Source organism: Ruegeria sp. AD2(2025) (genome assembly GCF_056542385.1).
Genome location: NZ_JBQFZS010000004.1, coordinates 278063 through 294796 on the forward strand (window position 1 = coordinate 278063; position 16734 = coordinate 294796).

The following is a 16734-nucleotide window of genomic DNA, read 5'->3' on the forward strand; positions in this document are numbered from 1 at the left end:
GACCAACGCCGATCCAAGGCCTAAACCGGACGCAACACGTTCGGAGACACTCATGACCGGTTGGGGCCTCTTCCTCGCTGCACTCGCCACGTTCCTGCTGAGCCACATGATCCCGGCCCGCCCGGTGGTGCGCGGCTGGCTGATCGGCACTTTGGGCCGCACCGGCTATTTCGCCACCTATTCGCTGGTTTCACTGGCCGTGCTGGGCTGGCTGATCATCGCCGCCGCCAACGCGCCTTATGTCGAGGTTATCCCACCGCTCACAATCTTCCGCTGGGCCCCGCTGCTGATCATGCCCATCGTATGCTGGCTGGTGATTGCGGGCCTGTCGATCCAGAACCCGTTTTCCTTCGGCGGACTGGGGAACCGCCCCTTTGATCCCGACAACCCCGGCATCCTGCGTACCACCCGCCATCCGATCCTTGTGGCGCTGATGCTGTGGGCCGTCGCGCATCTTCTGGCCAATGGCAGCCTGTCGCATGTCATCCTGTTTGGCCTGTTCGCAGGGTTCGCCGCGATGGGCATGGCCCTGATCGACCGCCGCACCGCGCGGCAGATGGGGGCGCAATGGCATCGCCTGTCCCAAAACACCGCTCGCTTGTCTCTGCACGCACCACGCCCATGGCCGCGCCTTTGGGTCTGGCTTGCAACCATCGCCGTCTGGGCGGCTCTCCTGTCCCTGCACGAAGCTGTGATCGGACTGTCCCCGCTGCCATAGGCGGGCAGAGTGGTCGAACCAGCAAACCCGTGCTATCTGAAACGTCATAACCGAAGAACTGAGGTCCCAAAATGCATCTGGCCTATGTCACAACCACCGATCGCGGCGCGACCGACCGCCTGCTCAGCGCCTTTGCCGAGGCTCTGACGGATGCGGGCACCCCGCTGGCCGGCGTGGTGCAAACCAATACCGAATGCGCTGAAGGCTACAAATGCGATATGGACCTTAAGGTGCTGCCCTCGGGCGAGACCATCCGGATATCGCAATCGCTGGGCAAAAACGCGCGCGGCTGCCGTCTGGACACGGGTGAACTGGAGCGCGCCGTGGGGCTGGTCACGCAATCGCTGGACAAAGGCCCGCACCTGCTGATCATCAACAAGTTCGGCAAGCACGAGGCCGACGGCCGCGGTTTCCGCCCCCTGATCGCCGACGCGCTGGAGCGTGGCATTCCCGTACTCGTCGGCCTCAACCAACTGAACATCGACCGGTTTCAGGACTTCGCCGGCGGTATGGCGGATGCGCTCGCGCCTGACCTCGGCAGCTTGACCGACTGGCTGGACACCGTCGCGCAGACCGGCGCACAGCGCACCGCATAAGCCACACCGCGACCGACCCTCGTGGGCTCACGGAATTGTGAAAAAGCTGGACTCGTTTCCCCGCATGGGGTCTAGAGTCGCCCAGTGAAGCAATCCGGCGGCCCTGCGGGAAGAGGGCGCGCCGGTCGGATCGGGGCGCGCCATGAACCACATCCAGACGGGTCCGTACCCTTCTCCCCTATCCGATGTGCAGGGGCTGGCGGCGACCGATCGGTTTTGGCTGTGGCTCTTTACCGGATATTTCCTTCTGCACGTCGCCCTGCGGCTTGCCACCGGCGGCGCGCTGGGTCTGGACGAGGCCGAGATCCTGCTGGATGCCCGTCACCTCGACTGGGGCTACGGCCCGCAACTGCCGCTTTATGCCTGGCTGCAATGGGCGGTGTTTCAGATCACCGGCCCCGGAATTCTGGGCCTGTCGCTGCTGAAGAACGGGTTGCTGCTGGCGACGGCGCTGACGCTCTACGGGACACTCCGCAGCCGATGGACACCGGTACTGGCCGGGCTGTCGGTCCTGTCGCTGCTAATGCTCTATCAGATCAGTTGGGAGGCGCAGCGCGCTCTGACCCATACGGTTCTGGCCAATCTGTGCTCGGTCCTGACCTTTGCGGTTCTGTGGGGTCTGATCCGCAAGCCGACCACAGCGGGTTTTGTCCTGCTGGGTATCGTGATCGCGATGGGAGGGCTGTCGAAATACAATTACCTCATCGCGCTTGCGGCGATGCTGCTGGCCGTCTTCAGCAATGCGGAAACGCGCGCATCGATCTGGTCGCCGCAGTTGCTGATCTCGCTCGGGATCGCGGCGGTTCTGCTGGCGGGGCCTGTGCTTTGGATCGTAAATCACCCGGATATGGCGTTTGGCAGCGCCCATAAGCTGGACATGACCAGCGACGGCCCCGCAGCGCTGATTGTGGCGCAGGGCCTTGCCGAACTGGCGTTGGCCGCGCTTGGTTTCGTGTCGTTGCTGGCCTTGGTTCTGGGCGCGCTCTGGCTGCTCTATCGGCATCATGGCGCGGTTGTGGCTGAAAAAGACCTGCTGCGTTTCATGCAACGGCTTCTGTTCTGGGCGGTGGTCCTGCTGGCGGTTCTGGTGGTCGCCAGCGGAAGCACCAATTTCAAGGATCGCTGGCTGCAGCCGGTTCTCATATTCGCAGGTCCGGCCCTGACCCTCTGGCTGCTGCCCAAGACCGGGGCCATCGGCGCGCGCCGCTTTGCCCAGATCAGCGCCGCTTTTGCCGCTCTGATCATCGCCGCCATGCTGCACCACAACCTTGCCGCCGACGCCAAGCGCGCCGCACCCTTCGCCGCGCTGACTCCTCAGATTCTGGATCACGCCCCACCCGGCAGCGCCATCGTTGCCCATAACTGGCTGGCGGGAAACATGGCCTATTTGGCCCCCGACTGGGCGATCTATAACGAACGCGGAATGCAGCCGTCGGCCCCGGTCCTGCGCGTGTGGGAGGCGGACCGGAAAGCCCCGAAAGACGTTGATCCGGCCCGCATCGTCACGTTTACCGCCCCTTACCGGTTTGCCAAGGACGAGACGATGTCGCTGTCTTTCGCGCCGGTCACAAAATAGCCTGGGCAGCGGTCCGAAACGGTGCAGATTGTCTGGGAAGAAGATGGTGGGCGACCCTGGAATCGAACCAGGCGTGCGTCTCCGCGAGGGAGTTACAGTCCCCTGCCACACCTTGCGGCCTGTCGCCCACTGTCAGGCGTTGCACCTGACGTGGAGGCGTGATTACTAGCGCGTCTAAAGGGCGTCAACAGGAAAATACCGCTTTGACGCAGGAAACCGAATTCCCGGCCCGGAGGCCCGTGACATGAAAAAACCAAAGTGGGTCGTCGAGAAGGAGCAGGCGCGCAAAGCCGCCGCCTCGGAAACCGTCTGGCTGTTCGGCCTACACGCTGTTCGGGATGCTTTGATGAACCCGAACCGGCAGAAACTGCGCCTGATCGTGACCCGCAATGCAGGCGATAAGCTGGCCGAAGCCATTGAATTTTCAGGCATCACGCCCGAGATGGCGGATCCGCGCAAGTTCACCGCGCCGATCGATCCCGGCTCGGTCCATCAGGGGGCCGCGCTCGAGGTCAAGCCGCTGGATTGGGGCGGGCTGGCCGAGAATTGCATTGGCCGCGAAAACCCTCGCGTGCTACTGCTGGACCGGGTGACTGACCCGCACAACGTCGGGGCGATTCTACGCTCGGCCGAGGTGCTTGGGGCCAGCGCGGTGATCGGAACCCGCCACCACTCCGCCCCCGAAACCGGTGCGCTGGCGAAGACCGCCAGCGGTGCGTTGGAACGCCAGCCCTATCTGCGGATGCGCAATCTGGCCGACACCATCATCGAGTTGCAGAATATGGGCTTTCTGGTTCTGGGCCTCGACGGCGAGGCTGATCAGACCATTGAAGCCGCCCTGCAGGACAAACGCGACCGCCCCGTTGCGCTGGTTCTGGGAGCCGAAGGACCGGGGTTGCGGCAAAAGACCAAGGAAACGGTGGACCAGTTGGTCAAGATTGACGCGGCGGGCGGATTTGGGTCACTCAATGTCTCAAATGCTGCCGCAATCGCCCTATATGCGTCTCAGCACCGATGACAGGAGGCCCCTATTTCCACGCCGCATAAAATCGCCACCTGCTGCTATTGCGGCACCCGCGCCGCGCTGGTTCTGAAAGGCAAGCAGCAGCATGAGCTGAGCTGCGCCAGCTGTGGCGCGCCGCTGCATAACCTCAAGATGGTGCCCAAAGCCAAGCTGGGATCGCGCAAATACAAACCTGCGCGCAAACCCGAAAAACAGAAGAAAAAGAAGAAAGGCCTGTTCTCGCGCGTGATGGACGAGGCCTGGGATGTGATCGAGGATGTGTTCGATTAACAGCCGTTCACAACGGCGTCATGGGGGTTTCGGGCGCTGCCCGGAATATGCATTTTAGGGGCTTCAAATCTAAAACCAGTGAATCACCATATGCTGTCCCGACGTGCCTTTGTAACCAGCCTGTCCTGCCTTGCCGCCGCGCCCATGGTCCGGGCGCAGGAAAAGCCGATGTTCTACGCCAACAGCGGCGTGGCGATTTCCGGCTATGATGCCGTGTCTTATTTCCAGCTTGGAACCCCCATGCAGGGTCGCCCGGATATCGCGCTGGTTTGGAAAGGGGCCCGGTGGCAGTTCGAATCCGAGGAAAACCGCGACCGGTTCGAACGCAATCCGCGCGCCTTTGCCCCTCAGTTCGGCGGTTACTGCGCCTATGCGATGATGCAGGGCCAACTCAGCAGCACCGATCCTCTGGCCTGGCAGATCGTCAAGGGCAAGCTCTACCTGACGCATTCTGCGGAAATTGAGCAGATATGGAAGCAAAACGTCTCGCAGAACATCCGGCGGGCCGATGCGCATTGGCCGTCCGCGCTCTACCAGTAACGGCGGTTTTCCGCTTTTCGTGATCTGTCATCACAAAAATGCGCACCCCCTCTTTTTTTTAGCCAACTTATGCTTAAATGTCACAATGACCGCGGAACGGAACTGCCGCGGGTCATTTCACTGTCCCTCGTTCCAACAACTGGCGCTCAGGTTTTTACCTGGGCGCTTTTTTCTTGCCCGAGGGCCGGATAGGCTGCGCCCATGCCCGATTACTCCGACGCACATCTGACAACGATCCTGAAACGCACCAAGGTTGTGGCCGTGGTCGGCGTGTCCATGAACCCGGTGCGGCCCAGCTACTACGTGGCGCGCTACCTGTCGCTCAAGGGGTATACGGTGATACCGGTCAATCCCGGCCATGCGGGCAAGCCCCTATTCGGCCAGACGGTGCGGGCGTCCCTTTCCGAGATTTCCGAACCCGTCGACATGGTCGACATCTTCCGCCGCTCTGACGCCGTGCCCCCCATCGTGGACGAGGCGCTGGCCGCGTTCCCCGACCTGCGCACGATCTGGATGCAGATCGGCGTCGAACATCATGACGCGGCCGCCACGGCACAGGCGCGCGGGGTGGATGTGGTGATGAACCGCTGCCCCAAGATCGAATATCAACGCCTGTTCGGAGAGCTTCGGATGGGCGGCTTTGCCACCGGCGTGATCTCGTCTAAGCTGTGAAGGCCCGGCTGCGTGCCGCTTTGACCCCCATGCGCGGTCTTGTCCGTGAACAAAACTCCCGAAAATCCAGAAACAAACGGAAAGTGAGCGATTGCCCATGGCACTCCCCAAACCTCCCTATGAAGGCGCGTGTCTGTGCGGCGCGGTGCAGGTTCGCGCAACAGCGCTGCCGCTTCTGACCGTGGCCTGCCATTGCCGCGATTGTCAGAAACTCAGCGCAAGTGCGTTTACCCTGACCACCATGTTCCCCAGCGACAGTTTTTCCTGCACCGGCGATGTGGTCGCGGGCGGGCTCGGCTCGGAGGGGCGGGCGCATTACTTCTGCAAATCCTGCCTGAACTTCGTCTATTCCCGGATCGGCGCGGCGTCCGACCGCATCAACCTGCGCACCTCGATGCTGAACGAGGCCGCGTCGTTTGAGCCCTTCGTCGAGGTCATGACCGATGAAAAGATGCCATGGGCGCATGTCCCCGCGGCGCATAGCTTTCCCCGCGCCCCGGCCAGCCTGGATGAGCTTCACTCCCTCATGGAGGCGTATGCGGACGGTTGGCGCTAGGCCGCTGACTCAATTCGCCTGAGCCAGCTTTGCCGCCTGTTCCTGACGGCGCTTCTCCAGCACCACCTCACGCGGGACCCAGTCATAGCGGCTGTCTTCGGCCAACGGCCCCCAATACAGCACACCGCCATAGCGCCACGGGTCCAGCACCACGCCTTCATACATGCTCTCGCCCTTGCGGCTGATGATGGCGGTGCTGTGGTCGATGCGGAACGGGTTATCCGCATTGGCGATGGCGCGGTGCATTTCCAGCGTACGGAACTGTTCCTGATCCAGACGCCGTTCGATATCCTCGGCCCAATGCCAGCATAGGCCCCGTGGCCGCAGGCCCTTGTTGACCTTGGCGTTGTGGATCAGCGGCGGGTCGGTGATTTCATACTCCTGCGCCAGTTGCGCGGTATAGGCATAGGCGATGTGGGCGGCCCGGTTCGCCTCGGCAGGGTCGATATCGGGCCCGAGGTTTTGGATTTCCGCCGCCAGACGCTGTACCTCATCCCCCGTCGATGGCGGGGGCGTGGCGCAGGCGGCGAGGGTGGCAAGCGCGGCTGCAAACACCAAAGCTCTGATCATGCGTGCGCCCTTTGCCATAAACATCCCAAACCCGGACTATAGCGGGCCATGCCACCCCACGGAACCCGCTTACCCTTTGGGCCGCGCCGCCTTTTCAGCAATGCCGCTGGTGCCCTGCCGGCGGGCCAGTTCAGCCAGCACATCATCCAGCACCACGTCGCGTGCGGCCAGCATGACCAGCAGGTGATACAGTACATCCGCCGCCTCGGCGGTCAGCTTTTCCCGATCCCCCTTGATGGCTTCGATGATCGCCTCGATGGCCTCTTCGCCGAATTTCTCGGCACATTTCTCGGGGCCTTTGGCCAACAGCTTGGCGGTCCAGCTGCTGTCAGGGTTAGCCCCCTTGCGGGCCTCAATCGTCGCGGCCAGATCGTGCAGAATGCTCATGTCAGCCTCATCGGAATGCCTGCGGCGGCCATATGCTCTTTGGCCTCGCGGATGGTGTATTCGCCGAAATGAAAGATCGAGGCCGCCAGCACCGCGCTGGCCCCGCCCTTCGTCACGCCCTCAACCAGATGGTCCAGAGTGCCGACGCCGCCCGAGGCGATCACCGGCACGTCCACCGCATCGCTGATCGCACGGGTCAGGGGCAGGTTGAACCCGGCCTTGGTGCCGTCGCGGTCCATCGAGGTCAGCAGGATTTCCCCCGCGCCTTTGGCCACGACGGTCCGGGCGAACTCCACCGCATCGATGCCGGTGGGTTTGCGACCACCATGGGTAAAAATCTCCCACTTGCCGGGGCTGACGGTCTTGGCGTCGATGGCGCAGACGATGCACTGGCTGCCGAACTGGTCGGCGGCCTCGGCGATCACATCCGGGTTCGCCACGGCGGCCGAGTTGAAGCTGACCTTATCCGCCCCCGCCAGCAGCAGGGCGCGGATGTCATCCTTGGTGCGCACGCCTCCGCCCACGGTTAGCGGCACGAAACACTGTTCGGCGGTGCGCTGGACGACGTCGAACATCGTGCCCCGGTTTTCATGCGTGGCGTGGATGTCCAGAAAACAGATCTCATCCGCTCCGGCGGCATCATAGGCCTTGGCCGATTCCACCGGGTCGCCCGCATCGCGCAGGCCGACAAAATTGACGCCCTTGACCACGCGGCCATCGGCGACATCCAAACAGGGAATGATACGGGTTTTCAGCATCGCGCGTCCTTTGTTGTCCGCACCTCTACCGGCAAAGCCCCGCCGATGCCAGACTTGTGATTGTGATCCGCCGCGAAGCCATGGAAATTAGAGGTGAAATTCATAAAAAGGATTATCGAGATGCGACATCTTATTCTGGCTTCAATACTCACATTCGGAGGCGCGCTGTCCGCCATGGCTGATGACATCATCAAAGTACAAACCAACAAGTCCGTGACCGAGGCGCTGGACGCGCTGGAAGCTGCCGTTGGCAATGCAGGCGCCACCGTCTTTGCCCGCATCGACCACGCGGCGGGCGCCGAAAAGGTCGGCACGCCGATCCCGCCCAATCAGGTGCTGATCTTCGGCAACCCCGCGCTGGGCACGCCCGCCATGCAAATCGACCCGCGGGCCGGGCTGTTCCTGCCGCTGAAAGTGCAGGCTTATCAGGATGCGGATGGGCAGGTCTGGCTGATCTATGAAGACCCGAAAGAGACCATGGATGACTTCGATGAGGTCGAAAAATCGCCGGTCATCGAGAAAATGCGCGGCGCTTTGGCGAAACTGACCGCCGCGGCCGCGCAGTAACTCAGTTCAGGGCGCGAATGGCCTCGGCCAGGTCAATCGCGCCATCATAAAGGGCGCGGCCCGAGATGGCGCCGTTCAATTCCACACCGCAATCGCGCAGGGCGATCAGGTCGTCCAGCGAACTGACGCCCCCCGACGCAATCACCGGGATCGAGACTGCCCGAGCAAGTGCTGCTGTGGCCTCGATATTCGGGCCCTGCATCGCGCCGTCGCGGTTGATATCGGTGTAGATGATCGCGGCGACGCCTGCGTCCTCGAAACTGCGGGCCAGATCGGTGACCTGCACGTCGGTTTCCTCGGCCCAGCCCTTGGTGGCGACCATGCCGTTGCGCGCGTCAATACCGACGGCGACCTTGCCGGGGAAGGCTTTGGCGGCTTCGCGCACCAGATCGGGGTTCTCGACCGCCACGGTGCCCAGAATCACCCGCGCCAGACCCTTGTCGATCCAGGTCTCGATCGTGGCCATATCGCGGATGCCGCCTCCCAATTGCGCAGGCACGTCGCAGGCGTTCAGAATCGCCTCGACCGGGGCGGCATTGACCGGCTCACCTGCAAAGGCGCCGTTCAGATCGACCAGATGCAGCCACTCGCACCCGGCCTCGACAAAAGCGCGGGCCTGTGCCGCCGGGTCTTCGTTAAAGACGGTGGCCTTGTCCATCTCACCGCGCAGCAGGCGCACGGCATTGCCGTCTTTCAGATCGATGGCGGGGTAGAGGATCATGTCGGGCGGCCCTATATCACTGTTACACGCGCGGGATATCGCACAGGCGGGGCAGGGGCGCAACGCGACGCAAAGTCAGTCTTGCCCGGTGCCGATTGGCGGGCCAGACTGATCGGAAATACAGGGAGAAAACCATGAAGACATTTACTCTTGCAGCGGGTTTCGCCGCAATGGCCACCGCAGCGATGGCCGCCGATCCGGTGGACGGTCTGTGGAAGACAGCTCCGGGCGATACGGGCGGCTATCTGCATGTGTCGATTTCCGAATGCGGCAGCGCCATCTGCGGCACCATCGACAGCGCCTTTGACGCCGACGGCAATCAGCAACTGGAATACGAGAACCTCGGCAAGCAAATCATCTGGGACATGATCCCCGAAGGCGGCGGCAGCTATGACGACGGCAAGATCTGGGCCCCCGATCGCGACAAGACTTATAGCTCGAAAATGTCGTTGGACGGCCAGAACAAGCTGACCGTCAAGGGTTGCGCTGTCGGAGGTCTGGTCTGCCGCGGGCAAGTCTGGACGCGCGTGGAATAAGGCCTCAGGGCGTCCAGGTCAGGAAATTCCCGATCATCCGCAGGCCCACATCCTGACTTTTTTCGGGGTGGAACTGCATTCCGACCATCGTGTCGCGGCCAATGACGGCCGTGACCTCTTGCCCATAATCCACATAAGCCAGCCGCTGCGCCGGGTCGGCGACGCGGAAATGGTAGGAGTGGACAAAATAGGCGTGATCGCCCGATGTCACGCCACCAAAGACAGGGTGGTCGCTTTCCAGCACCAGATCGTTCCACCCCATATGTGGCACCTTCAGCGCCGTATCTGAAGGCTCGATCCGAACCACATCCCCGCCAACCCAGCCCAGCCCGTCGGTTTCGCGGTATTCATGACCTTTCGAGGCCATCAACTGCATCCCCACGCAGATACCCAGAAACGGGCGGCCCTTCTGTTCGACCGCCTCGACCATCGCGTCATAGATGCCCTTGTGGCCGCGCAACTCGGCGGCGCAGGCGGGAAAGGCCCCGTCACCGGGCAGCACCAGACGATCCGCGCGCGCCACGACGTCGGCGTCCGAGGTCACGATGACCTCACCCGCATCCACCTCGCGGGCCATGCGCTGAAACGCCTTTTCTGCCGAGTGCAGATTGCCGCTCTCGTAGTCAATAATGGCGGTGAGCATCTACAGCGCGCCTTTGGTGGACGGAATCGCATCCGCCTTACGCGGGTCGGTCTCGACCGCATCGCGCAATGCGCGGGCGACAGCCTTGAAGGCGGCCTCGGCAATGTGGTGGCTGTTGAAGCCATGCACCTGATCGATGTGCAGCGTGATGCCGCCATGGGTGGCCAAGGCCTGAAAGAACTCGCGCACCAGTTCGGTATCGAAACTGCCGATTTTCTGCGTCGGCAGGTCCACGTTCCAGATCAGAAACGGTCGCCCCGACAGGTCCAGTGCACAGCGCACCTGCGCGTCATCCATGGGCAGGTGGCATTCCCCGTACCGGCGAATGCCCTTCTTGTCGCCCAAAGCCTGCGTCAAAGCCTGACCCAACGCGATTCCGGTATCCTCGACCGTGTGGTGGTCGTCGATGTGGTAATCGCCCTTGGCGCGGATCGTCATGTCGATCAGCGAATGCCGCGCCAGCTGGTCCAGCATGTGGTCAAAGAACCCGACGCCGGTCTGGTTGTCATACTGGCCGGTGCCGTCCAGATTGACCTGAACCGAGATCTCGGTCTCGGCGGTCTGACGGCTGATCTTTGCGCTGCGCATGGGCGAATTCCTTTTGCTACAGGGGCGCTTATAGACGCGGACGGGCGGCCTATCCAGACCGCTTTCAGCCTTCGCCGCAAACTGTTGCAGGGGATTGCACCTGCGCCCGCCCCGTGCCAGCCTGCGGGCAACTCAAATCAACAAGGTCCGGCCCATGTCCACCTGCGTTTTCATCCAGATCCGCTGCAAACCCGGCTCCACCTACAAAGTGGCCGAAGACATCGCCCTGCGCGAAATCCATTCCGAGCTTTATTCCACCAGCGGCGAATATGACCTGCTGCTGAAACTCTACATCCCCGAGACCGAGGATGTGGGTCATTACATCAACGAAAACCTGCTGGTGATTCCCAATATCGAACGGTCCCTGACAACGATGACCTTCAAGGCGTTCTAGCCCAGCTCAAACGTCGTCACGCCGAATATCCGGTCCAGATCGATATCCGGCTGATGGTCGGAATACATCCGCGCGGTTTCAAACACCTTCTCCAGCCCCAGCGCATCCGCCAGCGCAAAGGCGGCGGCGTTGGGCTGCGGCATGTCGATGAACACCTCATGGGTGGCGTGATCGTCGGGGATGGCTTGCAGCAGCGAGGCCAGCAGGGCCTGCGCAATCTCGGCGCTGTCCGCAAATAGCGGCCCTATCTTGTACCCGCTCCGGCATGGACGTAGCGTCGCATAACCTTTGATCCTGCCATTGTCGGAATATACCCTTGAAACGTGGCTGTAGGCGCTCAGCCAGCTTTCCAAAAACAGGTCGCGGGGGGCAGGAAACAGTGCGCGATCATACGTTTTCAATGCGACTGACGCATCGGTCAGCTCCGAGACATCGCTATTTGGCGTGGTCCCGAGCTTGGCCAGAATCCCGCGCTTGGTCCCGCCAAAACGATAGTTGTTATAGGCGAAAGTGAACCCGGATTTGCGATAATTGTCCTGCTGCTCGACCACCCCGTCCAGACCCATATTGCGCCCCTTGCAATGGGTCAGCGCATGGCCTGCGATCTCAAGCCCGTGACCGTGATGGCGAAACTCGGGCTTCACAATGTAGAACCCCAGAAACGAGAACGCATCATCGTAATTCACCGCCGAGACTGATGCGATCATCTCGCCATCCAGAAACCCGCCCAGAAACCCGTCGGGGTCCGTCGGGCGAAAGCACTCCGCGTCGTGGACACCCGGATTCCACCCCTCGCGCCCGGCCCAATCGACGGCGTGCTGCACTTCGGCGGCGGTGAGGGGGCGAATGACATATTCCGACATGAGCGTAGCCTTGCAATCTGCGTTGCACCCAGCATGGCGCAAGCCCACCAAAAGAACCAGCATGTTCGGAAAGGTTTGGTATCTGGAGCGGGCGAGGCGATTCGAACGCCCGACCCTAACCTTGGCAAGGTTATGCTCTACCCCTGAGCTACGCCCGCATCAGATACTATGTCGGTCCAAAGACCTCTCAATGGAGCGGGCGAGGCGATTCGAACGCCCGACCCTAACCTTGGCAAGGTTATGCTCTACCCCTGAGCTACGCCCGCGCCGTTGAGTGAGGAGGGATGTATAAAGTCCCACGCATGCCTGCAAGAGGAAAATGCCGGGCGCTGGCAAATTTCTTCCGACGGAAAGCGGCGGCGGCGACGTTCAAGAAGCAATAGAACGTAAACACGCACAAAAAGGGGAGGTGAGGCAATGTTCAGCATCTCGGACATCAAGGCCGTGGTCCTGGGCGTCATGATTGTTCTGGTCATGGTGGCGTCGAAAGTCGAACCCCAGCAGGACGGTGGGCGCGCGATCAGCATGGAACATGCGCAGATGCAGGACTGGGTAGGGTAATTCCGGGGCGCTGTCAGAGCGCCAGAACAAGGCCGGTTAGGGCTGCGATCAGGATGGCCGTGAATGTCAGCCCCATGCCGATCTGCCGCAGGATGATGATCTGCGGCGTCTTGCCGAACCCATAGGCGTGCAGCAGCCGCCCGGCCAACAGCATCAGCCCCAACAGGTTCACCAGCCAGCCGCCCGCGCCCTGCAGTTCGACCATAGCGATCAGCAGCAGCGCAAAGGGGGCGTATTCGGCGCAGTTCGCCTGCGTGCGCATCGCCTTGATCATGGCTTTGTCGCCGTGATCGCCGACCGAAATCCTGCCCCTGCGGCGCTGCAGGATGACATTCACGCTGAGCGCGACAAACAGAACCGCGATTAACGCGGCATAAACGGGGGTGATGATCAGCATCAAAAGCCTCGATCAGGCTGGGTTTGAAACCGGGGCCGCAGTTTTTGCGCGGCCCCGGAGGTTGTCCTTGTCGGCCTATTCCAGCTCGATCAGCAGGTCCTTGGCGTCGATCTGGTCGCCCGGCTTGACATGCAGCGCCTTGACCGTCGCATCGCGTTCCGCGTGCAGGCCGGTTTCCATTTTCATCGCTTCCATGGTCAGCAGCAGATCGCCCTCTTTGACCTCGCGGCCCTGAGTGACGGCCACGGTGGCGATGACGCCAGGCATCGGAGCACCGATCTGGTTGGGGTTGCCGGGCTCGGCCTTGGCGCGCACGACGGCGTCGGTCTTGGCCAGACGGTTCGGCACCCGGATCACCCGAGGCTGGCCGTTGAGTTCGAAGAACACCTTGACCTCGCCCTTGGCATCCGTCTCGCCCACCGCCTGACAGCGGATTTCCAGCGTCTTGCCGGGGTCGATCTCGGCGCTGATCTCTTCACCCGGTTCCATGCCGTAAAAGAAGGTCGGCGTGGGCAGGGTGCGCACCGGACCGAATTGCTGGTGCCGGGTCATGTAATCCTCGAACACCTTGGGGTACATCAGCGCCCCGTTCAGATCCTCGTCGTCGATGGACTGCCCGAAGGTCTGTTCAAGCCCGGCGCGCCGGGCCTCGAGATCCTCGGCCTCAAGCAGCGCCCCGGGGCGTTCGGTGATCGGCTTCTGGCCCTTCAGAACCTTGCGCACGATCGCCTCGGGGAACCCGCCCGGCGTCTGCCCGACATAACCTTTCATCAGCGTCACCACGCTCTCGGGAAAGCTGACCTCGGTGTCGGGGTCCAGCACATCCTCGCAGCTCAGGCCCTGGCTGACCATCATCAGCGCCATGTCGCCCACGGTCTTGGCGATCGGCGTCACCTTGATCACATCGCCGAACATCTGGTTCACTTCCGCATAGGTGCGGGCCACATCATGCCAGCGGCTTTCCAGCCCAAGACTGCGCGCCTGCGCCTTGAGGTTGGTGAACTGGCCACCCGGCATCTCGTGCAGATACACCTCAGAGGCGGGCGACTGCATGCCGGATTCGAACGCGCCGTAGTTGCTGCGCACTTCTTCCCAGTAGTCCGAGATTTGCCGGATCGCCGCAATATCCAGGCCGGTGGCGCGCGCATCATGTTTCAGCGCCTCGACCACGGTGCCCAGCGTTGCCTGGCTGGTATTGCCCGACAACGCATCCATGGCGCAGTCCACCGCATCCACGCCCGCTTCGGACGCGGCCAGGATGGTGGCGCAGGCAATGCCGGCGGTGTCATGGGTGTGGAAGTGGATCGGCAGACCGGTTTCCGCTTTTAGCGCCGGGAACAGCACCCGCGCCGCGTCGGGGCGCAACAGGCCGCCCATATCCTTGATGCACAGGATATGCGTGCCCGCAGCCTTCAGCTCGCGCGCGATCCGCAGGTAGTAGTCCAGATCGTATTTCGGGCGCGCCGGATCCAGCACGTCGCCGGTATAGCAGATTGCGGCCTCAAGGATTTTGCCGCTTTCCAGAACGGCATCCATCGACACCCGCATGTTTTCGGTCCAGTTCAGCGGGTCGAACACCCGGAACACATCAACACCGCTGGCTGCCGCCTGCCGCACAAAGCTCTGCACCACATTGTCGGGATAGTTGGTATAGCCCACCCCGTTCGAGCCGCGCAGCAGCATCTGCATCAGCATGTTCGGCATCGCCGCGCGCAGATCCCGCAGCCGCTGCCACGGGCATTCGTCCAGGAAGCGATAGGACACATCGAAGGTCGCGCCGCCCCAGACCTCCATCGAGAACAGCCCCGGCAGGTCATGGGCGTAATTGGGGGCGATACCGATCATGTCCAGCGACCGCATCCGCGTGGCCAGAAGCGACTGGTGGCTGTCGCGCATGGTGGTGTCGGTGATCAGCAGCTGTTTCTGCGCCGCCAGCCAGTCGGCCACCGCCTGCGGTCCCTGACTTTCCAGCAGCTGGCGTGGGCCATCCGTGATTGCCGCGTTGACCGGTTTGGGCGCTTTGGGGAACCTCAGCCCGCCGACCGGACGGGGTCGGTCGCGCGTCTCGGGGTGGCCGTTCACGGTGATGTCGGCGATGTAGGTTAGCACCCGCGTCGCCCGGTCGCGCCGTTTTTCAAAGTTGAACAGGTCCGGCGTCTCGTCGATGAATTTCGTAGTGTATTCATTCGACAGGAAGGTCGGGTGTTTCAGCAGGTTCTCGACAAAGGCGATATTGGTCGAGACCCCGCGCACACGGAATTCCCGCAGCGCGCGGTCCATCCGCGCAATCGCCTTCTCGGGCGTGGGGGCCCATGCGGTCACCTTGGTCAGCAGCGAATCGTAATACCGCGTGATCACCCCGCCTGCATAGGCCGTGCCGCCATCCAGACGGATGCCCATGCCCGTGGCCGAGCGATAGGCGGTGATGCGGCCATAGTCGGGGATGAAATTGTTCAGCGGATCCTCGGTCGTCACCCGGGTCTGCAGCGCGTGGCCGTTCAGCCGGATGTCTTCCTGGCTGGCCTTGCCGGTGGCCTCGGCCAAGGTCTTGCCCTCGGCGATCAGAATCTGCGCCTGTACGATGTCGATACCGGTAACCTCTTCGGTGACGGTGTGTTCGACCTGCACACGCGGATTGACCTCGATGAAGTAGAACTTGCCAGTGTTCATATCCATCAGGAATTCGACGGTGCCCGCGCATTCATAATTCACATGGGCGCAGATGCGGCGGCCCAGCTCGCACAGCTCGGCGCGCTGATCGTCGGTCAGATAAGGGGCAGGCGCGCGTTCCACCACCTTCTGATTGCGCCGCTGGACCGAGCAGTCGCGTTCATAGAGGTGATAAATCTCGCCATGCTTGTCGCCGAGAATCTGAACCTCGACATGGCGGGCGCGGGTGATCATCTTTTCCAGATAGCCTTCGCCATTGCCGAACGCGGCCTCGGCCTCGCGGCGGCCTTCCAGCACCTTTTCTTCCAGCTCGTCCTCGGACAGGATCGGGCGCATCCCGCGCCCGCCGCCGCCCCAGCTGGCCTTCAGCATCAGGGGGTATCCGATCTCGGCCGCCTCACGCCGGATCGCGTCCATGTCGTCGCCCAGCACCTCGGTCGCCGGGATCACTGGTACGTCGGCGGCCATCGCCACCTTGCGGGCGCTGGCCTTGTCGCCAAGGGCCCGCATGGTCTCGGCCTTGGGGCCGATGAAGGTGATACCGTTTTGCGCACAGGCATCGACGAAATCGGGGTTTTCCGACAGCAGCCCGTAGCCGGGATGGATCGCATCCGCACCGCATTCCTTGGCAACCCGGATGATCTCGTCAATCGACAGATAGGCCGCCACGGGGCCCAGATCGGCACCGATGCGATAGGCCTCATCCGCCTTGAACCGGTGCAGGCCCAGCTTGTCTTCCTCGGCAAAAACCGCAACCGTGCGTTTGCCCATCTCATTGGCCGCCCGCATTACACGAATGGCAATCTCGCCCCGATTGGCAATCAGGATCTTGTTAAACTCTGTCATCTCACGCCCCCGGGGTCTTCTTAGCTGTGGGTCCTCAATAGACGGACAATACGCGCCCGTATATCAGCCCTTCTGGGTAGAACCGGCATGTTATCGCTCGCAAACGCCGCGTGGTGAAGCTTTACCTTTGCACTTGCTGCGTCGCAGCATGAATTGTTGTATTTTTGTTGCGTAATATGCCGTGCCGCGCATCAGATTGCTTGCGAAAAGCCCCCCGGATGCCACGTGATTCGGTGCCGGACGCAATCAACCCGGCGGTTCCGGCAGCCCCACACCTGACC

Annotated in this window: 21 protein-coding genes and 3 tRNA genes; 12 read left to right on the forward strand and 12 right to left on the reverse strand. The window is 62.2% G+C overall.

Features of this window, described 5'->3' with window-relative positions; all coding sequences use genetic code 11:
• The first annotated feature begins 52 nt into the window (after positions 1 to 52).
• From ACR1XV_RS10995 to ACR1XV_RS11005, 3 genes are all read left to right on the forward strand, one after another.
• Positions 53 to 718, forward strand: coding sequence for an NnrU family protein (locus ACR1XV_RS10995; RefSeq protein ID WP_480531195.1), 666 nt, complete (start codon positions 53 to 55; stop codon positions 716 to 718).
• A gap of 71 nt (positions 719 to 789) precedes the next feature.
• On the forward strand, positions 790 to 1314 hold the full coding sequence (locus ACR1XV_RS11000; protein ID WP_480531197.1) for a DUF2478 domain-containing protein: 525 nt from the start codon (positions 790 to 792) through the stop codon (positions 1312 to 1314).
• Between the two features lie 142 nt (positions 1315 to 1456).
• Positions 1457 to 2890, forward strand: a complete 1434-nt coding sequence (locus ACR1XV_RS11005) for a glycosyltransferase family 39 protein (RefSeq protein ID WP_480531199.1) — start codon at positions 1457 to 1459, stop codon at positions 2888 to 2890.
• Positions 2891 to 2934: 44 nt separating this feature from the next.
• On the opposite strand, the gene ACR1XV_RS11010 is transcribed toward ACR1XV_RS11005, so the two are convergent.
• A tRNA-Tyr gene (locus ACR1XV_RS11010) sits at positions 2935 to 3018 on the reverse strand.
• 116 nt (positions 3019 to 3134) lie between these two features.
• On the opposite strand from ACR1XV_RS11010, the gene rlmB reads away from it, so the two are divergent.
• From rlmB to ACR1XV_RS11035, 5 genes are all read left to right on the forward strand, one after another.
• Entirely contained in the window at positions 3135 to 3908 is a 774-nt protein-coding gene (gene rlmB / locus ACR1XV_RS11015; protein WP_480531201.1) for a 23S rRNA (guanosine(2251)-2'-O)-methyltransferase RlmB, read from the forward strand.
• A gap of 138 nt (positions 3909 to 4046) precedes the next feature.
• Positions 4047 to 4184: a hypothetical protein gene (locus ACR1XV_RS11020; protein ID WP_480531203.1), complete on the forward strand. Its 138-nt coding sequence runs from the start codon at positions 4047 to 4049 to the stop codon at positions 4182 to 4184.
• 90 nt (positions 4185 to 4274) lie between these two features.
• Entirely contained in the window at positions 4275 to 4724 is a 450-nt protein-coding gene (locus ACR1XV_RS11025) for a YHS domain-containing (seleno)protein (RefSeq protein ID WP_480531205.1), read from the forward strand.
• 201 nt (positions 4725 to 4925) lie between these two features.
• Positions 4926 to 5396 carry a CoA-binding protein gene (locus ACR1XV_RS11030; protein ID WP_480531207.1) on the forward strand — a complete coding sequence of 157 codons (471 nt, stop codon included), beginning with the start codon at positions 4926 to 4928 and terminating at the stop codon, positions 5394 to 5396.
• A gap of 97 nt (positions 5397 to 5493) precedes the next feature.
• Positions 5494 to 5952: a GFA family protein gene (locus ACR1XV_RS11035; protein WP_480531209.1), complete on the forward strand. Its 459-nt coding sequence runs from the start codon at positions 5494 to 5496 to the stop codon at positions 5950 to 5952.
• A gap of 9 nt (positions 5953 to 5961) precedes the next feature.
• Here ACR1XV_RS11035 and ACR1XV_RS11040 read toward each other — a convergent pair whose 3' ends face one another.
• From ACR1XV_RS11040 to hisF, 3 genes are all read right to left on the reverse strand, one after another.
• Positions 5962 to 6522, reverse strand: a complete 561-nt coding sequence (locus tag ACR1XV_RS11040) for a hypothetical protein (protein ID WP_480531211.1) — start codon at positions 6520 to 6522, stop codon at positions 5962 to 5964.
• A 69-nt stretch (positions 6523 to 6591) separates the two neighbouring features.
• Positions 6592 to 6909 (reverse strand): phosphoribosyl-ATP diphosphatase, encoded by a 318-nt coding sequence (locus tag ACR1XV_RS11045; RefSeq protein ID WP_480531213.1) that lies wholly within the window; start codon positions 6907 to 6909, stop codon positions 6592 to 6594.
• Positions 6906 to 7667 carry an imidazole glycerol phosphate synthase subunit HisF gene (gene hisF, locus ACR1XV_RS11050; RefSeq protein WP_480531215.1) on the reverse strand — a complete coding sequence of 254 codons (762 nt, stop codon included), beginning with the start codon at positions 7665 to 7667 and terminating at the stop codon, positions 6906 to 6908. Before hisF ends, ACR1XV_RS11045 begins: the two co-directional genes overlap by 4 nt.
• Positions 7668 to 7787: 120 nt before the next feature.
• On the opposite strand from hisF, the gene ACR1XV_RS11055 reads away from it, so the two are divergent.
• Positions 7788 to 8234, forward strand: coding sequence for a DUF302 domain-containing protein (locus tag ACR1XV_RS11055; protein ID WP_480531217.1), 447 nt, complete (start codon positions 7788 to 7790; stop codon positions 8232 to 8234).
• Position 8235: 1 nt separating this feature from the next.
• Here ACR1XV_RS11055 and hisA read toward each other — a convergent pair whose 3' ends face one another.
• The gene (gene hisA / locus ACR1XV_RS11060; protein ID WP_480531219.1) at positions 8236 to 8955 is read right to left on the reverse strand and encodes a 1-(5-phosphoribosyl)-5-[(5-phosphoribosylamino)methylideneamino]imidazole-4-carboxamide isomerase; all 720 of its coding nucleotides are present in this window, start codon (positions 8953 to 8955) and stop codon (positions 8236 to 8238) included.
• 134 nt (positions 8956 to 9089) lie between these two features.
• On the opposite strand from hisA, the gene ACR1XV_RS11065 reads away from it, so the two are divergent.
• The gene (locus ACR1XV_RS11065) at positions 9090 to 9491 is read left to right on the forward strand and encodes a DUF2147 domain-containing protein (protein WP_480531221.1); all 402 of its coding nucleotides are present in this window, start codon (positions 9090 to 9092) and stop codon (positions 9489 to 9491) included.
• A 4-nt stretch (positions 9492 to 9495) separates the two neighbouring features.
• Here the strand turns inward: ACR1XV_RS11065 and hisH are convergent, their stop codons facing one another.
• The gene (hisH, locus tag ACR1XV_RS11070) at positions 9496 to 10134 is read right to left on the reverse strand and encodes an imidazole glycerol phosphate synthase subunit HisH (RefSeq protein WP_480531223.1); all 639 of its coding nucleotides are present in this window, start codon (positions 10132 to 10134) and stop codon (positions 9496 to 9498) included.
• Positions 10135 to 10722: an imidazoleglycerol-phosphate dehydratase HisB gene (hisB, locus tag ACR1XV_RS11075; RefSeq protein WP_480531225.1), complete on the reverse strand. Its 588-nt coding sequence runs from the start codon at positions 10720 to 10722 to the stop codon at positions 10135 to 10137.
• 154 nt (positions 10723 to 10876) lie between these two features.
• Between hisB and ACR1XV_RS11080 the strand changes: the two genes are divergently transcribed.
• A complete protein-coding gene (locus ACR1XV_RS11080) occupies positions 10877 to 11116 on the forward strand; it encodes an Lrp/AsnC ligand binding domain-containing protein (protein WP_170710251.1) in 240 nt (79 codons plus the stop codon).
• Here the strand turns inward: ACR1XV_RS11080 and ACR1XV_RS11085 are convergent.
• The 3 genes from ACR1XV_RS11085 to ACR1XV_RS11095 all read right to left on the reverse strand — a co-directional run bounded on the left by ACR1XV_RS11085 (position 11113) and on the right by ACR1XV_RS11095 (position 12245).
• The gene (locus tag ACR1XV_RS11085; RefSeq protein ID WP_480531227.1) at positions 11113 to 11979 is read right to left on the reverse strand and encodes a GNAT family N-acetyltransferase; all 867 of its coding nucleotides are present in this window, start codon (positions 11977 to 11979) and stop codon (positions 11113 to 11115) included. The genes ACR1XV_RS11080 and ACR1XV_RS11085 overlap by 4 nt on opposite strands.
• Positions 11980 to 12062: 83 nt before the next feature.
• Positions 12063 to 12137: transfer RNA gene (locus ACR1XV_RS11090), tRNA-Gly, on the reverse strand.
• 33 nt (positions 12138 to 12170) lie between these two features.
• A tRNA-Gly gene (locus ACR1XV_RS11095) sits at positions 12171 to 12245 on the reverse strand.
• A 151-nt stretch (positions 12246 to 12396) separates the two neighbouring features.
• Between ACR1XV_RS11095 and ACR1XV_RS11100 the strand changes: the two genes are divergently transcribed.
• Positions 12397 to 12540 carry a hypothetical protein gene (locus ACR1XV_RS11100; protein ID WP_480531229.1) on the forward strand — a complete coding sequence of 48 codons (144 nt, stop codon included), beginning with the start codon at positions 12397 to 12399 and terminating at the stop codon, positions 12538 to 12540.
• 13 nt (positions 12541 to 12553) lie between these two features.
• On the opposite strand, the gene ACR1XV_RS11105 is transcribed toward ACR1XV_RS11100, so the two are convergent.
• Together ACR1XV_RS11105 and ACR1XV_RS11110 are read right to left on the reverse strand one after the other, a co-directional pair.
• Complete coding sequence (locus ACR1XV_RS11105; protein WP_480531231.1) at positions 12554 to 12937, reverse strand: MAPEG family protein; 384 nt, start codon at positions 12935 to 12937, stop codon at positions 12554 to 12556.
• A 75-nt stretch (positions 12938 to 13012) separates the two neighbouring features.
• A complete protein-coding gene (locus ACR1XV_RS11110) occupies positions 13013 to 16453 on the reverse strand; it encodes a pyruvate carboxylase (protein ID WP_480531233.1) in 3441 nt (1146 codons plus the stop codon).
• Positions 16454 to 16734 lie beyond the last annotated feature (281 nt).